General features: G+C 66.5%; 16 protein-coding genes and 2 tRNA genes. 13 read left to right on the top strand and 5 right to left on the bottom strand.

All coding sequences use genetic code 11. The annotated features are described in order from the left end of the window. The first annotated feature begins 47 nt into the window (after nt 1–47). Nucleotides 48–2,240 carry a phosphoribosylformylglycinamidine synthase subunit PurL gene (gene purL / locus V5F89_RS11695; protein WP_338445804.1) on the top strand — a complete coding sequence of 731 codons (2,193 nt, stop codon included), beginning with the start codon at nt 48–50 and terminating at the stop codon, nt 2,238–2,240. 31 nt (nt 2,241–2,271) lie between these two features. On the opposite strand, the gene V5F89_RS11690 is transcribed toward purL, so the two are convergent. Together V5F89_RS11690 and serB are read right to left on the bottom strand one after the other, a co-directional pair. After that, a complete protein-coding gene (locus tag V5F89_RS11690) occupies nt 2,272–3,117 on the bottom strand; it encodes a Coq4 family protein (RefSeq protein ID WP_338445803.1) in 846 nt (281 codons plus the stop codon). A 108-nt stretch (nt 3,118–3,225) separates the two neighbouring features. Further along, nucleotides 3,226–4,110, bottom strand: coding sequence for a phosphoserine phosphatase SerB (gene serB / locus V5F89_RS11685; protein ID WP_338445802.1), 885 nt, complete (start codon nt 4,108–4,110; stop codon nt 3,226–3,228). On the opposite strand from serB, the gene miaA reads away from it, so the two are divergent. The 8 genes from miaA to V5F89_RS11645 all read left to right on the top strand — a co-directional run bounded on the left by miaA (nt 4,103) and on the right by V5F89_RS11645 (nt 13,606). Beyond that, nucleotides 4,103–5,062 carry a tRNA (adenosine(37)-N6)-dimethylallyltransferase MiaA gene (gene miaA / locus V5F89_RS11680; protein WP_338445801.1) on the top strand — a complete coding sequence of 320 codons (960 nt, stop codon included), beginning with the start codon at nt 4,103–4,105 and terminating at the stop codon, nt 5,060–5,062. The genes serB and miaA overlap by 8 nt on opposite strands. Before the next feature lie 129 nt (nt 5,063–5,191). Further along, nucleotides 5,192–6,940, top strand: coding sequence for a biosynthetic-type acetolactate synthase large subunit (gene ilvB / locus V5F89_RS11675; RefSeq protein WP_338445800.1), 1,749 nt, complete (start codon nt 5,192–5,194; stop codon nt 6,938–6,940). Nucleotides 6,941–6,953: 13 nt separating this feature from the next. Beyond that, entirely contained in the window at nt 6,954–7,469 is a 516-nt protein-coding gene (gene ilvN / locus V5F89_RS11670) for an acetolactate synthase small subunit (protein WP_338445799.1), read from the top strand. Between the two features lie 114 nt (nt 7,470–7,583). Beyond that, nucleotides 7,584–8,603 (top strand): ketol-acid reductoisomerase, encoded by a 1,020-nt coding sequence (gene ilvC, locus V5F89_RS11665; protein ID WP_338445798.1) that lies wholly within the window; start codon nt 7,584–7,586, stop codon nt 8,601–8,603. A gap of 37 nt (nt 8,604–8,640) precedes the next feature. Beyond that, on the top strand, nt 8,641–9,306 hold the full coding sequence (locus V5F89_RS11660; protein ID WP_338445797.1) for a YceI family protein: 666 nt from the start codon (nt 8,641–8,643) through the stop codon (nt 9,304–9,306). Nucleotides 9,307–9,493: 187 nt separating this feature from the next. Continuing rightward, nucleotides 9,494–11,182 (top strand): 2-isopropylmalate synthase, encoded by a 1,689-nt coding sequence (gene leuA, locus V5F89_RS11655; protein WP_338445796.1) that lies wholly within the window; start codon nt 9,494–9,496, stop codon nt 11,180–11,182. Nucleotides 11,183–11,516: 334 nt separating this feature from the next. Then, complete coding sequence (locus V5F89_RS11650; RefSeq protein ID WP_338445795.1) at nt 11,517–12,602, top strand: amidohydrolase family protein; 1,086 nt, start codon at nt 11,517–11,519, stop codon at nt 12,600–12,602. A 35-nt stretch (nt 12,603–12,637) separates the two neighbouring features. Then, nucleotides 12,638–13,606, top strand: coding sequence for a nitronate monooxygenase family protein (locus tag V5F89_RS11645; protein ID WP_338445794.1), 969 nt, complete (start codon nt 12,638–12,640; stop codon nt 13,604–13,606). On the opposite strand, the gene V5F89_RS11640 is transcribed toward V5F89_RS11645, so the two are convergent. From V5F89_RS11640 to V5F89_RS11630, 3 genes are all read right to left on the bottom strand, one after another. Next, a complete protein-coding gene (locus V5F89_RS11640) occupies nt 13,567–14,121 on the bottom strand; it encodes an AHH domain-containing protein (RefSeq protein ID WP_338445793.1) in 555 nt (184 codons plus the stop codon). The genes V5F89_RS11645 and V5F89_RS11640 overlap by 40 nt on opposite strands. 5 nt (nt 14,122–14,126) lie before the next feature. After that, nucleotides 14,127–14,885, bottom strand: a complete 759-nt coding sequence (locus tag V5F89_RS11635; protein WP_338445792.1) for a hypothetical protein — start codon at nt 14,883–14,885, stop codon at nt 14,127–14,129. 123 nt (nt 14,886–15,008) lie between these two features. After that, nucleotides 15,009–15,500: a flavodoxin family protein gene (locus tag V5F89_RS11630; RefSeq protein WP_338445791.1), complete on the bottom strand. Its 492-nt coding sequence runs from the start codon at nt 15,498–15,500 to the stop codon at nt 15,009–15,011. Nucleotides 15,501–15,580: 80 nt separating this feature from the next. On the opposite strand from V5F89_RS11630, the gene recJ reads away from it, so the two are divergent. The 4 genes from recJ to V5F89_RS11610 all read left to right on the top strand — a co-directional run bounded on the left by recJ (nt 15,581) and on the right by V5F89_RS11610 (nt 18,953). After that, nucleotides 15,581–17,368 carry a single-stranded-DNA-specific exonuclease RecJ gene (gene recJ / locus V5F89_RS11625; RefSeq protein ID WP_338445790.1) on the top strand — a complete coding sequence of 596 codons (1,788 nt, stop codon included), beginning with the start codon at nt 15,581–15,583 and terminating at the stop codon, nt 17,366–17,368. A 105-nt stretch (nt 17,369–17,473) separates the two neighbouring features. Further along, a tRNA-Glu gene (locus V5F89_RS11620) sits at nt 17,474–17,548 on the top strand. Between the two features lie 40 nt (nt 17,549–17,588). Continuing rightward, nucleotides 17,589–17,663, top strand: a tRNA-Glu gene (locus V5F89_RS11615). Between the two features lie 81 nt (nt 17,664–17,744). Next, nucleotides 17,745–18,953 (top strand): ATP-binding protein, encoded by a 1,209-nt coding sequence (locus V5F89_RS11610; RefSeq protein WP_338445789.1) that lies wholly within the window; start codon nt 17,745–17,747, stop codon nt 18,951–18,953. The last annotated feature ends 70 nt before the right edge of the window (nt 18,954–19,023 follow it).

Here is a 19,023-nt window from a genome sequence, read left to right as displayed (position 1 = left end):
CGCAAGGATCGTTGCCCTTGCCGGGATTGAAACGTAAGGGCGCGCGCATGGCTACCCCCGAGTCCCGCACCGAGTCCGCGATCACCCCCGAAGTCGTCGAGCAGCACGGCCTCAGCCCCGAAGAGTACGAGCGCGTGCTGCATGCACTGGGACGCAAGCCGAACCTGGTCGAACTCGGCATATTCTCGGTCATGTGGTCGGAGCATTGTTCCTACAAATCCTCGCGCCTGCACCTGAAGAAGCTGCCGACCGAGGCGCCCTGGGTCATCTGCGGGCCGGGCGAGAACGCGGGCGTGATCGACATCGGTGACGGCCAGGCTGCCATCTTCAAGATGGAGAGCCACAACCACCCGAGCTATATCGAGCCATACCAGGGCGCGGCGACCGGCGTGGGCGGCATTCTGCGCGACGTCTTCACAATGGGCGCGCGGCCCGTCGCGAACCTCAACGCCCTGCGCTTCGGCCGGCCCGATCATCCGAAGATGAAGCACCTCGTAAAGGGCGTCGTCGCGGGGATCGGCGGATACGGCAACTGCGTCGGCGTGCCGACCGTGGCCGGGGAGACGAATTTCCACCCGGCCTACGACGGCAACATTCTGGTCAACGCGATGACCGTGGGCGTCGCCGATGCGGACAAGATCTTCTATTCCGCCGCGACCGGGGTAGGCAATCCGATCGTCTACGTCGGCTCCAAGACCGGGCGCGACGGCATCCACGGTGCGACCATGGCAAGCGCCGACTTCGCCGAAGATGCCGACGCCAAGCGGCCCACGGTTCAGGTCGGCGACCCCTTCACCGAGAAGCTGCTGATCGAAGCCTGCCTCGAGCTGATGGCGACCGATGCGATCGTCGCGATCCAGGACATGGGTGCGGCGGGCCTCACCTCCTCCAGCGTGGAGATGGCGACCAACGGCAAGGCCGGCATCCGGCTCGACATGAACAAGGTGCCCTGCCGCGAAGAGGGCATGACCCCTTACGAAATGATGCTGAGCGAAAGCCAGGAGCGGATGCTCATGGTGCTCAAGCCCGGCAAGGAAAAGATGGCCGAAGAGATCTTCCGCAAGTGGGAGCTGGATTTCGCGGTCATCGGCGAAGTCACCGATACCCGGCACATGGTGCTCGAGTTCGACGGCGAAGTCGTGTGCGACATCCCGCTCGGCCCCCTCGCCGCCGACGCTCCGCTTTACGACCGCCCGGCGATGAGCCGCGAGGACTACAAGGCCTGGGCGAAGGTCAAACCGCTCGATGACGTGCCGCCGAGCACCGATCTCGGCGCGGACCTGCTCAAGCTGATGGCCAGCCCCGACCTCGCCTCGCGCCGCTGGATTGCAGAGCAGTACGACAGCCAGGTCGGCGCCGACACGCTCCAGACCGGCGGCGATGCCGGCGTGGTCCGCGTCCACGGCACGCGCAAGGCGCTGGCGATGACGACCGACTGCACGCCGCGCTATTGCTATGCCGATCCCTATGAAGGCGGAAAGCAGGCGATTGCCGAAGCTTACCGCAACCTCTGCGCGGTCGGTGCGCGTCCGCTGGCGGTGACCAACTGCCTCAATTTCGCCAACCCCCAGCGGCCCGAGATCATGGCGCAGTTCACCGGCTGCCTGGAAGGGATGGGCGAGGCCTGTCGCGCGCTCGACTTCCCGATCGTCAGCGGCAACGTCAGCCTCTACAACGAGAGCAAGGCGACCGGCGGCGGCAGCGCGATCCTGCCCACCCCGGCCATAGGCGGCGTCGGCGTGCTCGAAGACTATGCCAGGATGGCGCGGATCGGCTTCGCCGCGGAAGGCGACGCGATTTTCGTGATCGGAGACAACAACGGTCACCTCGGCCAGTCGCTGTGGCTGCGCGTGCTGCACGGCGACGAGGCCGGCGACGCGCCGCCGGTCGATCTCGCGCAGGAACGCCAGCGGGGCGAATTCGTGCGGCGGCTGATCGGCGACGGACTGGTGAGTGCGGTCCACGACGTGTCCGACGGGGGCCTGCTGGTGGCGCTCGCCGAAATGGCGCTGGCGGGGAACATCGGCTGTTCGCTGGAGCAGGTGGGCGACCACTTCACGGCCTTCGGCGAAGACCAGGGGCGCTATATCGTCACCAGCAGCCGGGCCGACCGCATCCAGGCCGCAGGCATCCCGATGCACCGGATCGGCACCGTCGGCGGGGACGAGGTCGCAGGCGTCCCGCTGGCCGACTTACGCGCCGCGCACGAAAGCTTTTTCCGCGAATGGATGGAAGCCTGATCTTCGCCGCTGCGCGAGGTTGACGACCGCGTCAGGCGGTCGCCGGCTCCCCATCCGTTCGCCTGCTGGCGAGAAGGTCGTAGGGGTCGATTCCCTCGCTGCGCCAGACTTCGTGACAGCGGCGATACCATGTCGGTTCGGTGATCCGCAGCCTGCGCCGCGCCTCGGCCAGATCCGTTGCCAGAAGTTCGCGGATGGACATGGCCACGATCGGCGGACACGCCTTGCCGATCCGGTGCGCTTCGCGCACGGCGCGAAAGACCGGCGCGGCGCTGGACACTTGCTTGCGAATATTGAACGCGCCGGCATAGCCGAGCAGAAGGTGCCCGTGGCTCGGGCTTTGCCCGTGGGTGAACAGCAGCACGCATTGCTCCCCCAAGGCATCGCGACCATATCCGGTCAGCACGTGCATCAGATCGTGGGTGTCGCGCTGGCGAAAGGCGAACCATTCGATCAAGTCGCCGTATTTCGGTCGCCCCATCTTTTCCGACTCGGCCACCAGACCCGCCGCGCTCAGCCCTTCTTTGCGCATGAAATCGACATAGGCGTGGGCGACGCTGCCCTTCGGCAGTTTCAGCAGCGCCTCGTGATCGTCGAGGATCGGGGGAAGGAACGGTTCGCTGGCACGCAGCGCCTCGCCTTCCGCACTCAGCGTCAACGCGCGTGCGCGCGGGATGAACGTTTTCGATGGCAGCGCCTCGTAGATGTGGAACACCTGCTCGGTGTCTTCCTTGTCCTTCACCAGCTCGCGAAAGTGATGGAGCGCCTTGCGCACATTGCGCCTCGGCTGCGGCCGCGCGGGATTGCGGAACGGCGTGCCGTCGGCAGCGCGCTCGGCGCTCGCATCGGGGCAGGAAAGGGGTTGCGGTCGGGTCATTGCATCGCATCCTGTACTGACATGAATGTCAATATAGCAGGCAGGTTGCCAATTGAAAGGCAGTTGGCGCTTTTCGCCGATCGCGGAGGAAGGCTGGGCTGGCGCGGCCTATCGGCTTGTCCATTCGTCGCGCGGGATGCCGAACAGGTCGAGCAGAGCGGTCAGGTCGCCGCGGTCGATCCATCCTGTGGCTGCGGCGCGCGCCTTGGGCTTGGCGCGGAAGGCGATACCCCAGGTCGCCGCCCGAAGCATGGGAATGTCGTTCGCCCCGTCGCCGGTCGCGAGGCTGGTCGTATCGGGGCCGAGGCGGTCGGCCTCCTCCCGCAGGACGCGCTCCTTCACCGAACTGTCGGTAACGGTACCGGTCAGGGCACCGGTGAGCTTTCCGTCCGCGACGGCCAGGCGGTTGCCGACGACGCGGTCGAAGCCGAGTTGCTCCGCCACCGGATCGGCAAAGTGATGGAACCCCCCGGTGACCAGCACGGTCCGGCAGCCGCGCGCTTTCAACGTGGCGACCAGCGTTCGCGCTCCGTCCATCGGCCGGATACGTTCGGCAAGGCAGGTCTCGACCGTTTCCTCGCTCAGACCGGCGAGGAGAGCGACCCGTTCGGCCAGCGCACTGGCGAAATCGAGTTCGCCCTGCATCGCCCGCTCGGTAATCTGCGCGACACGCTCCTTGAAACCGGCGAAATCGGCCAGTTCGTCGATGCACTCCTGCCCGATCATGGTCGAATCCATGTCGGATACGAACAGGTCGGGCACGGCAATATCCCGTTCCGAAACCAGCAGGTCGGCGGGCGAAAAGTGCTCGTCGAGCACGGCGCGCAGGGTGGCGGCGTCGCCCTCGGGCAGGCTGAGCTGGAGAACATCGCCGCAGAAATCGAGCATCTGAGCAAGCGCAACGCGCATGCCCTCCCCCTCCAGCGCGACGGTCGCGCGGTCGAGGCGTGTTTCCAGCTTGGCCGGGTCTGCTATCAGCCGGGCGATGAGCACCGAGATTCCTCCGCTTGCCGGCGACGGGCGGCCGCCGGTCGCGCTCATTGCAGGGCCTACCGCCAGCGGCAAGAGCGATCTGGCCGTGCGTCTGGCGCAAGCCCTGATCGCGAGCGGGCGCGAGGCCTGCGTGATCAACGCCGACAGCGCGCAGGTCTATCGCGACTTGCGCGTGCTCAGCGCGCGCCCCTCGCCAGAGGAAACCGGCGGCGTGGCGCATCGCCTGTTCGGCACCTGGGACGGAGCGCAGCCGTGCTCGGCGGCAGACTGGGCCGCTGCTGCGCGGCGCGAGATCGCGGCGACCCACGCGCGCGGCGGCGTTCCGATCCTGGTGGGCGGAACGGGCCTGTACCTGCGCACCTTGATCGACGGAATCGCACCGGTGCCACCGATCGACCCCGATGTCCGCACGGCGGTTCGGGCAAAGCCGGTCGGCGAAGCGCATGAGGAACTGCGCAAGCTCGACCCCCAACGCGCGGCGCAGCTCTCCCCCACCGACACGACGCGCGTCGCCCGCGCACTCGAAGTCGTACTCTCGACCGGCAAACCGCTGGCCCACTGGCAGGCGAATCGGCAGGGGGGGATCGGCGGCGATGTGACGCTCCATCCGGCGGTCCTCCTGCCCGATCGCCAATGGCTCTACGACCGGTGCGATCGGCGGTTTTCGGCAATGCTCGATGGCGGAGCGGTTGCCGAGGTGGAGGCACTCCTGGCCCGCAAGCTCGATCCCGACCTGCCCGTGATGCGCGCGATCGGGGTGCGCGAGATTGCCGCCTGGCTTGCGGGGAAGCTCACACGCGAACAGGCGATCGCCGCCGGTCAACAGGCGACGCGGCAATATGCCAAGCGGCAGTATACCTGGTTTCGCCATCAACCACCGCAAGATTGGCATCGCATAGAATCATATTTGGATTCCATAGATCAGATATTTGCATCATTATTACCTGATTAAGCCTTGACATATCATATTCTGTCGCATAGTCGATCGGGCAACGGAAGGAACCTGGCCCGGCGCGCTCCCCCTCGCGCCGGGTCGATCTTTTTCCGGCAGTCGATGAAACGAAGACGGAAGGGTCGAACAATGGCGGAGGAGCGCAGCGGCGCGTCCATCCTGATCGAATGCCTGGTCAAGCAGGGGGTCGAGTTCGTATTCGGCTACCCCGGCGGGGCGGTGCTGCCGATCTACGACGAACTCTTTTCCGACGAGCGTATTCGCCACATCCTCGTGCGGCACGAAGCCGGCGCGGCCCACGCGGCGGAAGGCTATGCCCGCTCGACCGGCAAGCCCGGCGTCGTCCTCGTTACCTCCGGCCCGGGGGCGACCAATGCCGTGACCGGCATTGCCGACGCCTTCATGGATTCGATCCCGATGGTCGTCATCACCGGCCAGGTCCCGACCACGCTGATCGGGACCGACGCGTTCCAGGAAGCCGACACCGTTGGCATCACGCGCCACTGCACGAAGCACAATTACCTGGTGAAGGACCCGGTGGAGCTGCGCGCCACGATCGAGGAAGCGTTCCGCATCGCCACCACCGGGCGGCCGGGCCCGGTCGTGGTCGATATTCCCAAGGACGTGCAGATCGCGCTCGCGACCTGGTCGGGGCAGGATGATATCGCCCTCCCCTCCACCCGGTATGCGCCGCAAACCCGTGGGGACGAAGCGGCCGTGGCCCAGGCAGTGGAGATGCTGGCGCAGGCCGAGCGGCCGCTGTTCTACACCGGCGGCGGCGTCATCAACTCGGGCCCGCGGGCAAGCGAACTGCTGCGTCGGCTGCAGGATCTCACCGGTGCACCGGTCACCAGCACGCTGATGGGGCTTGGCGCCTTTCCTCACGACCACCCGGACTGGCTGGGCATGGTCGGGATGCACGGCACGTACGAGGCGAACATGGCCATGAACCGGTGCGACCTGATGGTTTGCATCGGGGCCCGGTTCGACGATCGCGTGACCGGGCGGCTCGACGCTTTCTCGCCTGATTCGAAGAAGATTCACATCGACATCGATCGCAGCTCCATCAACAAGACAGTGCCGGTGGACCTGGCAATCCTGGGCGATTGTGCGAGCGTGCTGGAACAGCTCGTCGGGGTCTGGGGCAACCGCAAGGCGGCCGACCTCGGCGAATGGAAAGCGCGCGTGGCCGGCTGGCGCGCGTGCGAATCGCTCGCCTACCCGCCCAACCCCGCAGCGATCATGCCGCAAAAGGCGATCGAGCGGCTTTTCGCCCTCACCCGCAAGCGGAGCCCGATCGTCTCGACCGAAGTCGGCCAGCACCAGATGTGGGCGGCGCAATATTTCGGCTTCACCGGCCCCAACCGCTGGCTGACCAGCGGCGGGCTGGGCACGATGGGCTATGGCCTGCCTGCGGCCATCGGTGCGCAGCTGGGCAATCCCGAAGCGCTGGTGATCGATATCGCGGGCGAGGCATCGATCCAGATGAATATCCAGGAACTGGGCACGGCCAGCCAGTATCGCCTGCCGGTCAAGGTGTTCATCCTCAACAACGAATATATGGGCATGGTCCGCCAGTGGCAGGAACTGACTTACGAAAGCCGCTATTCCAATTCGTACTCCGACAGCCTGCCCGATTTCGTGAAGCTCGCCGAAGCGTACGGGTGGAAGGGCATCCGGATCGAGGACGAGGCGGGGCTGGACGCCGGCATCGCGGAAATGATTACGCACGACGGGCCGGTCATGGTCGATTGCCTGGTGTCGAAGGAAGCAAACTGCTTCCCGATGATCCCCAGCGGCGCAGCGCATACCGAGATGCTGCTTTACGGCGATATGGTCAGCGGGACGATGAACGATGAAGCCAAGGCACTGGTCTAGGGGCGCCGCACCGATGCAAATCAAGCAGGAAGAATCGCAGCGCCACGTGCTGGCGATAACGGTCGACAACGAAGCCGGAATTCTGGCGAAAATCGCCGGGCTGTTCACCGCGCGCGGTTATAACATCGACAGCCTGACCGTGGCCGACATCACGGAAAACCATGCGGTCAGCCGCATCACCATCGTTACCAACGGCCCGCCCGCGGTGATCGACCAGATCCACGCCCAGCTCGACCGGCTGGTTCCGGTGCACAAGGTCGTCGACCTGACCGAGGAAGGCCCGCACGTCGAACGCGAGCTGGCGCTGGTCAAGGTCGCGGGCACCGGGGAAAAGCGGGTCGAGGCGCTGCGCCTGGCCGACATTTTCCGCGCCCGCCCGGTGGACACGACCACCGGCAGCTTCATCTTCGAGATCACCGGCCCGCCGGAGAAAGTCGACAGCTTCGTCGGCCTGATGCGCGAGCTGGGGCTGGTCGAGGTCGGCCGCACCGGGATCGTGGGGATGATGCGCGGGGCGCAGGGGGCTTGAGCCGACCCTAGAAAAACCTCTTCGCCCCTGCCAAGGCAGGGGCCTATCCAACCTGCCGCCGCAGAACGAACTTAGCTGGACCCCTGCCTCCGCAGGGGTGACGTGGGGAAGAACATGAAAGTCTACTACGACGCCGATGCCGACCTGAACCTGATCGCGGGCAAGAAGATCGCCGTGCTCGGCTATGGCAGCCAGGGCCATGCCCATGCCCAGAACCTGCGCGACAGCGGGGTCGGCGAAGTGGCGATCGCGCTGCGCGAAGGCTCGGCCACGGCAAAGAAGGCGCAGGATGCCGGCTTCACCGTGATGAGCAACAGCGAAGCGGCGAAATGGGCCGACGTGCTGATGATCCTGGCCCCCGACGAACACCAGGCCGCGATCTGGGAGAGCGACCTGAAGGGGAAGATGAAACCGGGCAGCGCGCTCGCCTTCGCGCACGGGCTCAACATCCACTTCGGCCTGATCGAGCCGCCCGTCGATATCGACGTGATCATGATCGCGCCCAAAGGGCCGGGCCACACCGTGCGCAGCGAATACCAGCGCGGCGGCGGCGTCCCGTGCCTGATCGCCGTGCATCAGGACGCGACCGGCAACGCGCACGACCTCGCGCTCGCTTATGCCAGCGGCGTCGGCGGCGGGCGCAGCGGCATTATCGAAACCAATTTCAAGGAAGAGTGCGAAACCGACCTGTTCGGCGAACAGGCGGTGCTGTGCGGCGGTATCACCCATCTGATCCAGGCCGGGTTCGAAACGCTGGTCGAGGCCGGCTACGCGCCCGAGATGGCCTATTTCGAATGTCTGCACGAAACCAAGCTGATCGTCGACCTGCTCTACGAAGGCGGGATCGCCAACATGCGCTATTCGATCAGCAACACGGCCGAATACGGCGACATCACAACCGGCCCGCGGATCATCACCGAGGAAACCAAGGCCGAGATGAAGCGCGTGCTGGCCGACATCCAGTCGGGCCGTTTCGTCAAGGACTTCGTGCTCGACAATCGCGCCGGCCAGCCCGAGCTGAAGGCCGCCCGCAAGGCCGCCGAAGCCCACCCGATCGAACAGACCGGAGCGAAGCTTCGTGCCATGATGCCCTGGATCGGCAAGAACAAGCTGGTCGACAAGGACAGGAACTGAAGGCAGACTTCCCGCCCGAGAACCAAGGGGACCGGAAATGCGCAAGAAAACCGTGATTGCTACCATCGGCGCCGCCACGCTCGGGCTGGCGGCCACAACCACGCTAATCGCCCAGGGGATGCCCAGCGAAGCCCCGGGCCGGGTCGATCCCACGCGGATCACCGGCGGAACCTATCAGGCCGACGCCGCGCACAGCATGGTCGGGTGGCGGATCGATCACCTGGGCTTCAACGACTATTTCGGTATATTCGGCGATGTCGAGGGCACGCTGGAACTCGATCCCGCGGATCCCGGCCAGGCAACGGTCGAAGTGACGATCCCCGTTGCCAGCGTGACCGTGCCCAGTGCGGGCCTGCGCGAACACCTGCTGCGGCCGGGCAAGGACGGGGGCGATCCCGATTTCTTCGGCCCGGAGCCGGCGCCCGCACGCTTCGCCTCGACCGCCGTGAAGGTCAGCCCGGGCGGCATGACGGCGGAAGTTACCGGCGATCTGACGCTCAACGGCGTGACGAAGCCGGTTACGCTGGAAACGCGCTTCACCGGCGCCGGCACCGCGCCGCAAACCGAATACGAAACCGTGGGGTTCGAGGGGCGCACCACGATCCGGCGTTCGGATTTCGGCCTCGGCTTCGGCGTTCCGATGGTCGGCGACGACGTCGAACTGGAATTCAGCGTGGCCTTCGAGAAACGCGACACGCAGTGATGCGAGAGTGCGCCTTGCCTTTCGGGCAATTTTCGCCCATTGCCGGGCGCATGGCACGCAACGGACTAATCCTGCTTCGACTTATTCGCCCTTGGGCGTGAATTGACGCGTGTCCCCTGGGCGCGCGCCGCGCCCAAGGGACCGACCGCCCATCCGAAGCAGACCGATCCGTTACGAGAATCACCCTATGCCCATGCTCCGCGAACCTTCGCGCAAATACACCGCTTTCCCCCAGGTGCCCCTGCCCGACCGGCAGTGGCCGAACCGCACGATCACCGCCCCGCCGCGCTGGCTTTCCACCGATTTGCGCGACGGCAACCAGGCCATCGTCGATCCGATGGACGCGGTGAAGAAAAACCGGTTCTTCGACCTGCTGGTCGAAATCGGCGTGAAGGAGATCGAGGTCGGCTTCCCCAGCGCAGGGGCGACCGAATTCGACTTTATCCGCTCGCTCGTCCATTCCGGCCGCATCCCCGAGGATGTGACCATCCAGGTCCTGACGCAGAGCCGCGAGGATCTGATCCGCACGAGCTTCGCCAGTCTCGACGGCGCACGCGCGGCAATCGTCCATCTCTACAACGCGGTCAGCCCGGCGTGGCGCGACATCGTGTTCCGCATGAGCCGGGAAGAAGTGCGCGAGATCGCCGTCGCCGGGGCGAAGATCATGCGCGACGAGGCGGGCAGCCGCCCGGCGACCGACTGGCATTTCCAGTATTCGCCCGAAACCTTCTCCACCGCGGAGCTCGATTTTTCGATCGAGGTTTGCGAGGCAGTGATGGGCGTGCTCGCCCCCACGCCGGAACGGCCGATCATCCTGAACCTGCCGGCGACGGTAGAGGCGGCGACGCCCAATATCTACGCCGACCAGATCGAATATTTCTGCCGCAACCTGCCGAACCGCGAAAGCGCGGTGATCAGCCTGCACACCCACAACGACCGCGGGACCGGAGTCGCCGCGGCGGAACTGGGCCTGATGGCCGGCGCGGACCGGGTCGAAGGCTGCTTGTTCGGCAACGGCGAGCGAACGGGCAACTGCTGCCTCGTGACCGTGGCGCTGAACCTCTATACCCAGGGGGTCGATCCGGGGCTGGACTTTTCGGACATCGACCGGGTCATCGAGACGGTCGAATACTGCAACCAGATCCCGGTGCACCAGCGCCATCCCTATGGCGGCGAACTGGTCTTCACGGCCTTTTCCGGCAGCCATCAGGATGCGATCAAGAAGGGTTTCGAGGCGCACGAGCGGCAGAACGACGAACGCTGGCGCGTCCCCTACCTGCCGATCGACCCGGCCGACCTCGGCCGCAATTACGAGGCGGTGATCCGCGTCAATTCGCAGAGCGGCAAGGGCGGCTTCGCCTGGGTGCTGGAGCAGGACCAGGGGCTGAAACTGCCCAAGAAGATGCAGGCCGATTTCTCCCGCCAGGTCCAGCGCATGGCCGACGAAATGGGCCGCGAGCTGAACGCGGGGGACATCTGGGAGGTGTTCAAGCGCACCTATCACGTGCAGGTCCGGCCCAAGCACTTCCAGCTCGTCGATTACGAGGAGAGCCGCGCGGCAGACGGCACCCGCGTCTTTGCCGGCACGATCGAGGTCGACGGCCAGGTGCAGAGCGTTTCGGGGCGCGGCAACGGCCTGATCTCGTCGGTCGTCGCGACGCTGAGGGAAAGCTTCGGCGTCGAGCTGGAGGTGTGCGATTACACCGAACACGCGCTCTCCACCGGCTCGCACGCGCGCGCCGCAGCCTATCTCGAATGCGCCCTGCCCTCCGGCGAGCGTGTCTGGGGCTGCGGGATCGACGAGGACGTGGCGACGGCCAGCGTCCGCGCCGTGCTGAGCGCGGCCAACGGCGCGGTGGAGCGCGCGGAGAGCTGATGACCTGCCGGCAGGGGGAGTGCGTCGATGTGCCTTTCCCTGCTTCACTGTCACCCTGAACTCGTTTCAGGGTCCATTTCGCCTCCACTACCGCCCGCACGAGGCGGCGCGATGGATGCTGAAACAAGTTCAGCATGACGGGATTGGCAGATTCAGCTCCCCCAATCGCTTCTTTCCTACAGGCCCCCGGGGACGCTAGCATCCCGGTGATGGACCGCTCGCACCCCCTCCCCACCCCGTTTTCAGGCCGCTCCCGGCGGCCAAACTTTTTCGCTCCCGGACTGTGCGACATGCGGTCCATCTTTTCCCCGGCCGCGATGAACGGAGTGCCGCGATGACCGAAGCGATTCTCGATCCCGACCTGCCGATTATCGATCCGCATCACCACTTGTGGGACCTGCGGCCGCTGCTCCCCGCCTTCCCCGAACCGCGCCACCCCTTTCTCGAGGCGATCGCGGGCGCGGCCTACTACACTTTCGACCAGCTTCACGCCGATACCGCCAGCGGCCATAACGTGCTCGCCACCGTGTTCATGGAATGCGGAGCCTTCTACGACGCGGGGCGCAGCGAACCGTTCAGGCCGGTCGGCGAAGTCGAGTTCGTGAACGGCGTGGCGGCCCAGGGGGCAAGCGGAGCCTATGGCGCCTGGCGCCCCTGCGCGGCGATCGTCGGCCATGCCGACCTCACGCGCGGCGCCGCGGCGGGCGAAGTGCTCGATGCTCTGCAGGCCGCCTCGTCCCGTTTCGTGGGCATTCGCCATTCCGGGGCGTGGGACGCCGATCCCGAAGTCCTCGGCCCGCCCTTCCACGCGCCGGAAGGTCTTTTCGGCGAAGCGCGTTTCCGCGAAGGCTTCGCCGAACTGGGGCGGCGCGGCCTCACTTTCGACGCCTGGGTGCTGGAACCGCAGCTCGGCGACGTGATTGCGCTCGCCCGCGCCTTCCCCGACCAGCCCATCGTGCTCGACCATTGCGGCACGCCGCTGGGCATCGCCAGCTATCGCGGAAAGCTCCCCGAACGGTTCGCCCACTGGCGCGAGAGTATCCGCGCATTGGCCGCGTGCGAGAATGTGACCGTCAAGCTGGGCGGGCTGGCCATGGCCTTCTGCGGTATGCCGGAAGAAGGGCCCGCGGCGGGCCTCGATTCGCAAGCGCTGGCGAGGCTGTGGCAGCCCTACGTCGAAACCTGCATCGAAGCCTTCGGCCCCGCCAGGGCGATGTTCGAAAGCAACTACCCCGTCGATCGCTGGGGCGCGACCTACCCGGTGCTGTGGAACGCCTTCAAGCGGCTTGCCGCAGGCGCGAGCGAGACGGAAAAGCGCGACTTGTTCGCCGGAACGGCCGCGCGGGTCTACGGCCTGGAGGCCCTGCTCGCCTTACGTTTACGTAACGGCAATCTCGACAAGCCCGTCCGCGCCCGATAGCCCGTATAAAGTTGCAATCGACAACGGAGATACGGATGCCCCTGCCCGCCCCTTTCAACCGCCTGCGCCTTCCGGTGATCGGCTCTCCGCTGTTCATCGTCTCCGGGCCGGACCTGGTGATCGCCCAGTGCAAGGCGGGCATTATCGGCGCTTTCCCGGCGCTCAACGCCCGCCCCTCGGGCGTGCTCGACGAATGGCTGCACCGCATCACAGAGGAACTGGCGGCCCACAACCGCGACAATCCCGATCGGCCGGCGGCCCCATTCGCGGTCAACCAGATCGTGCACAAGTCGAACGATCGGCTGGAAGAGGACATGCAGGTCTGCGCCAAGTGGCAGGTGCCGATGGTGATAACTTCGCTTGGCGCGCGAGAGGAGATCTTCACCGCGGTGCGCGGCTGGGGCGGGATCACGATGCACGATGTGATCAACGACCGCTTTGCGCGCAAGGCGATCGAGAAAGGGGCCGACGGGCTGATCCCGGTCGCCGCCGGTGCGGGCGGCCATGCGGGCGTGCAGTCGCCTTTCGCGCTGATGCAGGAAATCCGCCAGTGGTTCGACGGGCTGGTGGCCCTGTCCGGCTCGATCGCGCACGGCCGCTCGGTTCTGGCGGCGCAGGCGATGGGGGCCGACTTCGCCTATATCGGATCGCCATGGATCGCGACGAAGGAGGCGAACGCGGATGATCGCTACAAACAGAGCATCGTCGAAAGCCGCGCGGCCGATATCGTTTACACCAATCTCTTCACCGGGGTGCACGGCAACTATCTGCGCGGCTCGATCGAGGCGGCAGGGCTCGACCCCGAAAACCTGCCGAGCAGCGATCCGAGCAAGATGAACTTCGGTTCCGGCGGCAACACGAAGGCCAAGGCCTGGAAGGATATCTGGGGCTCCGGCCAGGGCGTGGGCATGGTCGATGCAGTGGACACGGTGGCCGAAAGAGTCGACCGGCTCGAACGCGAATATCACGCTGCGAAAGAAGCGCTTGCCGCCAGATCGGCTTGAGGCTCGGTCGCGCTCCAGAGCGTTTCGGCCAGCGCATCCATGGTGGCGAAGTCGAAGCCGCTGCCGACGGGATCGCGCCGGTTGAGGACGAACCGCCGGCGCCCGTCCAGCAATCGCCGACGCAGCGCCCGCTGAAGCAGGCCCAGCCGCATCAGCGCCTCCACCCCGGCGCATTCGGAACCGGCTGCGCGAAGGACGGCCCAGCGCCGTTCGATCTGCCCGACCCGCTGCGCAACCAGTTCGTTGTACGCCCGGTGCGGTCCGCGGTGCAGCGGCAGCGCCAGGCGCAGTGCAGCCTGCTCGCGCGCCGGGAGCAGCATCCCGTTGCGGCGAAAGTCCTCCAGCCCGATCCGCCCGGCCCCCAGTTCCGCGAACATGCGCGCGAAGCTGCGCACCGTGTGCAGCTGGCGCGGAAGAAGGTGATGCCGTTGCAGCGCCGGATCGTGTCCGGGCGACTGCCGGCGATTGACGGAGGCAAAGGATATCGCACGACGTTGCCCCGCGGGTTCGCGCACCGGCGTCAGCCCCGGTCGACGCGGACGAACCGCCCGTTGCGCGATGGCCGCAGCCTCAACCCCGAACCGTCGGGCGCCGTCAGGTCGACCGGCTCCTCCAGCGCGTCCAGATCGACCAGTTCGTTGATCAGGCGGATGCCGATCCGGGTCGCTTCGACCGGATCGGGAAACGCGATCGCATCGAAATGCAGTTCCTGTCCGGTGAAAAAGGCAAGTCCGTCGGACTGGACCGCACCGTCCAGGGCGCGCCGAAAGGCGGTAAGGCCGAGCGCGGGAAATGCCCCGCCCTTCAGCCATTCGTCGGCCAGCGAAAGGAAGAACGACCGCCCCATCGCACTCCGCGCCGGAGTCCAGACAACCGCCGTCGCGCCAGGGAAAGCGCGGAGGAGTTCGGCGGCCAGCGCAACCTGCACGCGAACAACCGGCATCGTCGCGCGCGCACCGCCGATGTGGGGGCCGGGAGACAGCGACAGGCCCTCCCCCGGGTTGTCGGCAACGGTTTCCGCCACTTCGAACCGGTGGCGCACTTCTTGTGCCGGAAACCCCGGACCGGGCGCCAGGCCGTCCAGATCGAACGTCATCCCGTCGATAAGAAGCTCCACCCACACCGTCCCATCGGCGGCGCCGGGTCTGGCAGGTGCGGATTCATGACTGATCGCAACCCGCCCGGAAGCGGCGAGCGCACGGCGAAGTGCGGCGACGCCCGGCCGCTCCCCTGCACGAAACAGCAGCAGCAGCCCGGGCGATCGTCGATCTCCTGCCATGGCCGGGCTATCGGTAATGGAGCGTCCCTTCGGCTTCGTCGCGTGCTTCTTGGCGCGAATCGCTTGCAAGGTCGAGTGCGCCGAGAGGCACTCGCATCCGATTCGGAGCCGATTTGACCCCGATCAGAATACCCCCAGCGCAATCCCCTCGGCCAGTGCGGCACCCATTTCGCGGCAGCGATCACGACGGTCCTGCGATACCGTCTTGGGGGCCAGGATGGCTTCCGGGGTCTGGGCGTCGAAACATTCGATCACCGGGTCCTGCACCCGGCGCAGGCGCCACCCCTTGGCGATGCGGTCGATCTGCCGCTGCGCGCCCTCCCCGTCCGAGCCTGCAGCAATTATCGTGGCGTAGGCCCGGCCTTCTATGCGGCCGAGCACCGGGTAATAACAGCGATCGAACATTTCCTTCATCGCGCCGCTCATCGCGGCCAGGTTCTCGGGGCAGACGAACAGGTAGGCGGCAGCCGCCAGCAGGTCGTCCGGCGCGACCGCGTCGGCCGGCATCAGCCGTGCGACATCCCCCGCCCCTTCCGCAGCCGCCTGCGCCATAGCCTCGCTCGCACCGGTCCGGCTGTGCCAGGCGATCAGAAGTCTGCCGGGTTCGTCGTTCATCGGCACGAGCATCGCACCCGCCTGTCGATTGTCAAACCGCCTGCTTTGCGCCGGGCCTCGGGGTGGGCTAGATGCAGCCCATGGCGTCGCACTCGCTTTCCAGCGTCTTCGGGATCGAACGCTCGCTTTCGGGCAAGGCCTGGCGCTGGCGCGGGGGAAACATGGCGCTCGGCAGCGACGGCGCAGCGTTCGACGACGACATCGTCGCGCGACTGCTGTTGTCGCGCGGCGTCGCGCGCGACGATCTCGAGCGCCATCGCATGCCCACCTTGCGCGAATTCCTTCCCGATCCATCAGCATTCCGCGACATGGAGGTGGCGGCCGAACGGATCGCGCAGGCCGTTCTCGGCGGGGAAACGATCACGATTTACGGCGACTACGACGTCGACGGAGCGACAAGTTCCGCTCTGCTGATTCGCCTGCTGCGAATGCTCGGCCACGATGCCGGGCATTACATTCCCGACCGCCTGCTGGAAGGCTACGGCCCGAGCGGCGAAGCCCTGGTCCGCCTGGCAGAGCAGGGATCGAGCCTGATCGTCACCGTCGACTGCGGGGCGATGGCGCACGAGGCACTGGCGATGGCGCACGACGCCGGGGTCGACGTGATCGTGGTCGACCATCACAAGTGCGCATCCGAACTGCCCAGGGCGGCGGCCCTGGTGAACCCGAATCGCCTCGACGAAAGCGACCTGGCGGCGCAGCACGGGCACCTCGCGGCAGTGGGCGTGGCCTTCCTGCTCGCGGTCGCGCTCGTTCGCACGCTGCGCGCGCGCGGCTATTTCGAATCGCGGCCCGAGCCGGACTTGCGCGGGCTGCTCGATCTTGTCGCGCTCGGCACCGTGGCCGACGTTGCCGCGCTTCACGGTCTCAACCGTGCATTCGTGGCCCAGGGGCTCAAGGTCATGGCAAAGCGGCAGAACGTGGGCATGTCCGCGCTGATCGATGCCAGCCGGCTGACCCGGGCGCCGGTGTGCAGCGACCTCGGCTTCGCATTGGGTCCGCGGATCAATGCCGGGGGACGGGTGGGCGAATCGACGCTCGGCGTGCGTTTGCTCACGACCGAAGATGCGCACGAAGCACAGGCGATTGCAGCGCAGCTTTCCGCACTCAACGATGAACGTCGCGCGATCGAAGCGGCAGTCCAGGAATCGGCCGAGGCGCAGCTTGCGGGCCAGCACAATCGCGCGGTCTGCGTTCTGGCAGGGACCGGATGGCATCCCGGCGTCATCGGCATCGTCGCCGGGCGGATAAAGGAAAAGACGGGCAAGCCCGCGATCGTGGTTGCGCTCGACGAAGCCCAGGGCCAGGGCAAAGGTTCGGGGCGCTCCATATCGGGCGTCGACCTCGGCGCGGCGATCATCGCGGCGCGCGAGGCAGGCCTGCTGGTGGCCGGGGGCGGCCACGCGATGGCGGCAGGGCTGACGATCGAATCGGACCGGCTCGAATCGTTTGCCGACTGGCTGGACGCCCGGCTCGCCGGGGCCGTGCAGCGCGCCAGCGCGAAACGGACGCTGTCGCTCGACCTTTCGCTGGCGCCGGGCGGGCTGACCCCGGAGCTGGTGGAAACGCTGGAGCGTGCGGGGCCTTTCGGCGTCGGCTGGCCGGGACCGAAACTCGCGATCGGGCCGGTTCGCCTGATCAAGGCCGATCTGGTCGGGAGCGATCACGTTCGCCTGATCGCCGGCGGCGACGACGGGCGATCGTTCAAGGCGATCGGTTTTCGCATGGCGGAAAGCGATCTGGGCCAGTCGCTGCTCCATGGCGCCCGGGGCAGGCGCCTCTGGCTCGCCGGCCGTGCAAAGATCGACGACTGGGGCGCGCGCCCCGCAGCCGAGCTTCATCTGGAAGACGCGGCCTGGGCCGACTGATGCGCTGTGCCAAAGCCGCACGACGGGGCCAAACCGCAACACAGGGTTGACCGCAGGTGGCAGCGCCCCTAAGTGCGCCGCCACGCCACCGGCACCTGACGGTCTGGCCCCTTCGTCTAGCGGTTAGGACGCGGCCCTTTCACGGCTGAAACACGGGTTCGATTCCCGTAGGGGTCACCACCGGCAAAGATCGCCGTGGTGCGCCATCGCTTCGCGGCATGGCCCCTTCGTCTAGCGGTCAGGACGCGGCCCTCTCACGGCTGAAACACGGGTTCGATTCCCGTAGGGGTCACCATCCCGGCACGATTAAAAAATCCGGCGCTTGCATCAATCGCGTCTGGCCGATGTCACATTCGGCGGCTAAGCACGCGCCGCAATGGAGCAGGATCGCGCTTTCCCCGTCGCCTCCCTGACGCTTGCGGCCGTCGCTTCAGTTGCAATGGGATTCGCCGGTACGCCGCTGTGGCTTGCCTTCGCCGTGTTCCTGGTCTGGGCAGGATCGCTCTGGCTCGCGGTAGCCGCTCCTCCGCGAGCGATGGAGCCGACCACCAACGGCACTTTCAACCGCGACGACATGGGCGAATTTATCGAACACGCGGGGACCCCGCTGCTCGTTGCCGAAAACGGCCGGATCTCCATTGCCAACAAGTCCGCCCGGAACCTGCTGGGCGCCCACGTTCTGGGCCAGGATATCCGCGTCGCCTTTCGCCATCCTGAGGCGGTTTCACTGCTCGAGCGGGGCGCGAGCGGGCAGGCCGTGGTGCAAGGCCTCATCCGCCGGCGCGACATCTGGATCCTGAACTTTCAACGCCTGGCCGATGGGCTGGGCGTGATCGAACTGCTCAACCAGACGGCCGAGGCCGATATCAGCCGGGCGCATACCGATTTCGTGGCCAATGCCAGCCACGAGTTGCGCACGCCGCTTTCCTCGATCATCGGCTATGTCGAAACGCTGCGCGAAGACGGGGCCCAGGCGCCGCCCGAGATGCGCCGCAAATTCCTCGATACCGTGTTGAGCGAAGCCAAGCGGCTGCAGAACCTGGTCAGCGACCTGATGTCGCTGTCGCATGTCGAGGCGGAAAAGCACGATCTGCCCGACGAGCATCTGCCGCTGCGGAAACTGGTCGAAACAGCGGCCCGCGACGCGGCCGGCCCCGATCGGCAGAATCGCGTGACGCTCGACTGCGAGCAGGAAATCGCGATCCGGGGCGATGCGCGCCAGATCGAACAGCTTGTCCGCAACCTGGTGGACAACGCACTGAAATACGGTGCCGCCGACGAGCAAGTCCGGGTGAGCCTCCGCCGCTTGCCCGAAGGAGAAGCCCAACTCACGGTCACCGACCGGGGCGAAGGTATCGCCCCCGAACACCTGCCGCACCTCACCCGGCGCTTCTATCGCACCGATCCCGGCCGCAGCCGCGCCTCGGGCGGCACCGGGCTGGGGCTCGCGATAGTGAAGCATATCGTGGAACGGCATCGCGGGCGGCTCGACATTGCCAGCAAGCTTGGCCAAGGCACGACGGTTACAGTGCGTATCCCGGCGGTGGACAGCGACGGGGAATCGGTATCGGAGGGGCAGTCATGAATTTGTCACAAAACTTCGACAGGGCGTCTGCAGCGGGCATTCAGCCCGCGGCTCGGACGGCGCAGGAATC

Source organism: Pelagerythrobacter marensis (assembly GCF_036700095.1).
GTDB classification, from domain to species: Bacteria; Pseudomonadota; Alphaproteobacteria; order Sphingomonadales; family Sphingomonadaceae; genus Pelagerythrobacter; species Pelagerythrobacter marensis_A.
This window is presented reverse-complemented; position numbering and strand designations above follow the sequence as displayed.

Bases quoted from the DNA above. Each gene is read 5' to 3' on its own strand.
- purL (WP_338445804.1), top strand. From the start codon at position 48: ATGGCTACCCCCGAGTCCCGCACCGAGTCCGCGATCACCCCCGAAGTC.
- V5F89_RS11690 (WP_338445803.1), bottom strand. From the start codon at position 3,117: ATGACCCGACCGCAACCCCTTTCCTGCCCCGATGCGAGCGCCGAGCGC.
- miaA (WP_338445801.1), top strand. From the start codon at position 4,103: ATGAGCACCGAGATTCCTCCGCTTGCCGGCGACGGGCGGCCGCCGGTC.
- ilvB (WP_338445800.1), top strand. From the start codon at position 5,192: ATGGCGGAGGAGCGCAGCGGCGCGTCCATCCTGATCGAATGCCTGGTC.
- ilvN (WP_338445799.1), top strand. From the start codon at position 6,954: ATGCAAATCAAGCAGGAAGAATCGCAGCGCCACGTGCTGGCGATAACG.
- ilvC (WP_338445798.1), top strand. From the start codon at position 7,584: ATGAAAGTCTACTACGACGCCGATGCCGACCTGAACCTGATCGCGGGC.
- V5F89_RS11660 (WP_338445797.1), top strand. From the start codon at position 8,641: ATGCGCAAGAAAACCGTGATTGCTACCATCGGCGCCGCCACGCTCGGG.
- leuA (WP_338445796.1), top strand. From the start codon at position 9,494: ATGCCCATGCTCCGCGAACCTTCGCGCAAATACACCGCTTTCCCCCAG.
- V5F89_RS11650 (WP_338445795.1), top strand. From the start codon at position 11,517: ATGACCGAAGCGATTCTCGATCCCGACCTGCCGATTATCGATCCGCAT.
- V5F89_RS11645 (WP_338445794.1), top strand. From the start codon at position 12,638: ATGCCCCTGCCCGCCCCTTTCAACCGCCTGCGCCTTCCGGTGATCGGC.
- V5F89_RS11635 (WP_338445792.1), bottom strand. From the start codon at position 14,885: ATGGCAGGAGATCGACGATCGCCCGGGCTGCTGCTGCTGTTTCGTGCA.
- V5F89_RS11630 (WP_338445791.1), bottom strand. From the start codon at position 15,500: ATGAACGACGAACCCGGCAGACTTCTGATCGCCTGGCACAGCCGGACC.
- recJ (WP_338445790.1), top strand. From the start codon at position 15,581: ATGGCGTCGCACTCGCTTTCCAGCGTCTTCGGGATCGAACGCTCGCTT.
- V5F89_RS11610 (WP_338445789.1), top strand. From the start codon at position 17,745: ATGGAGCAGGATCGCGCTTTCCCCGTCGCCTCCCTGACGCTTGCGGCC.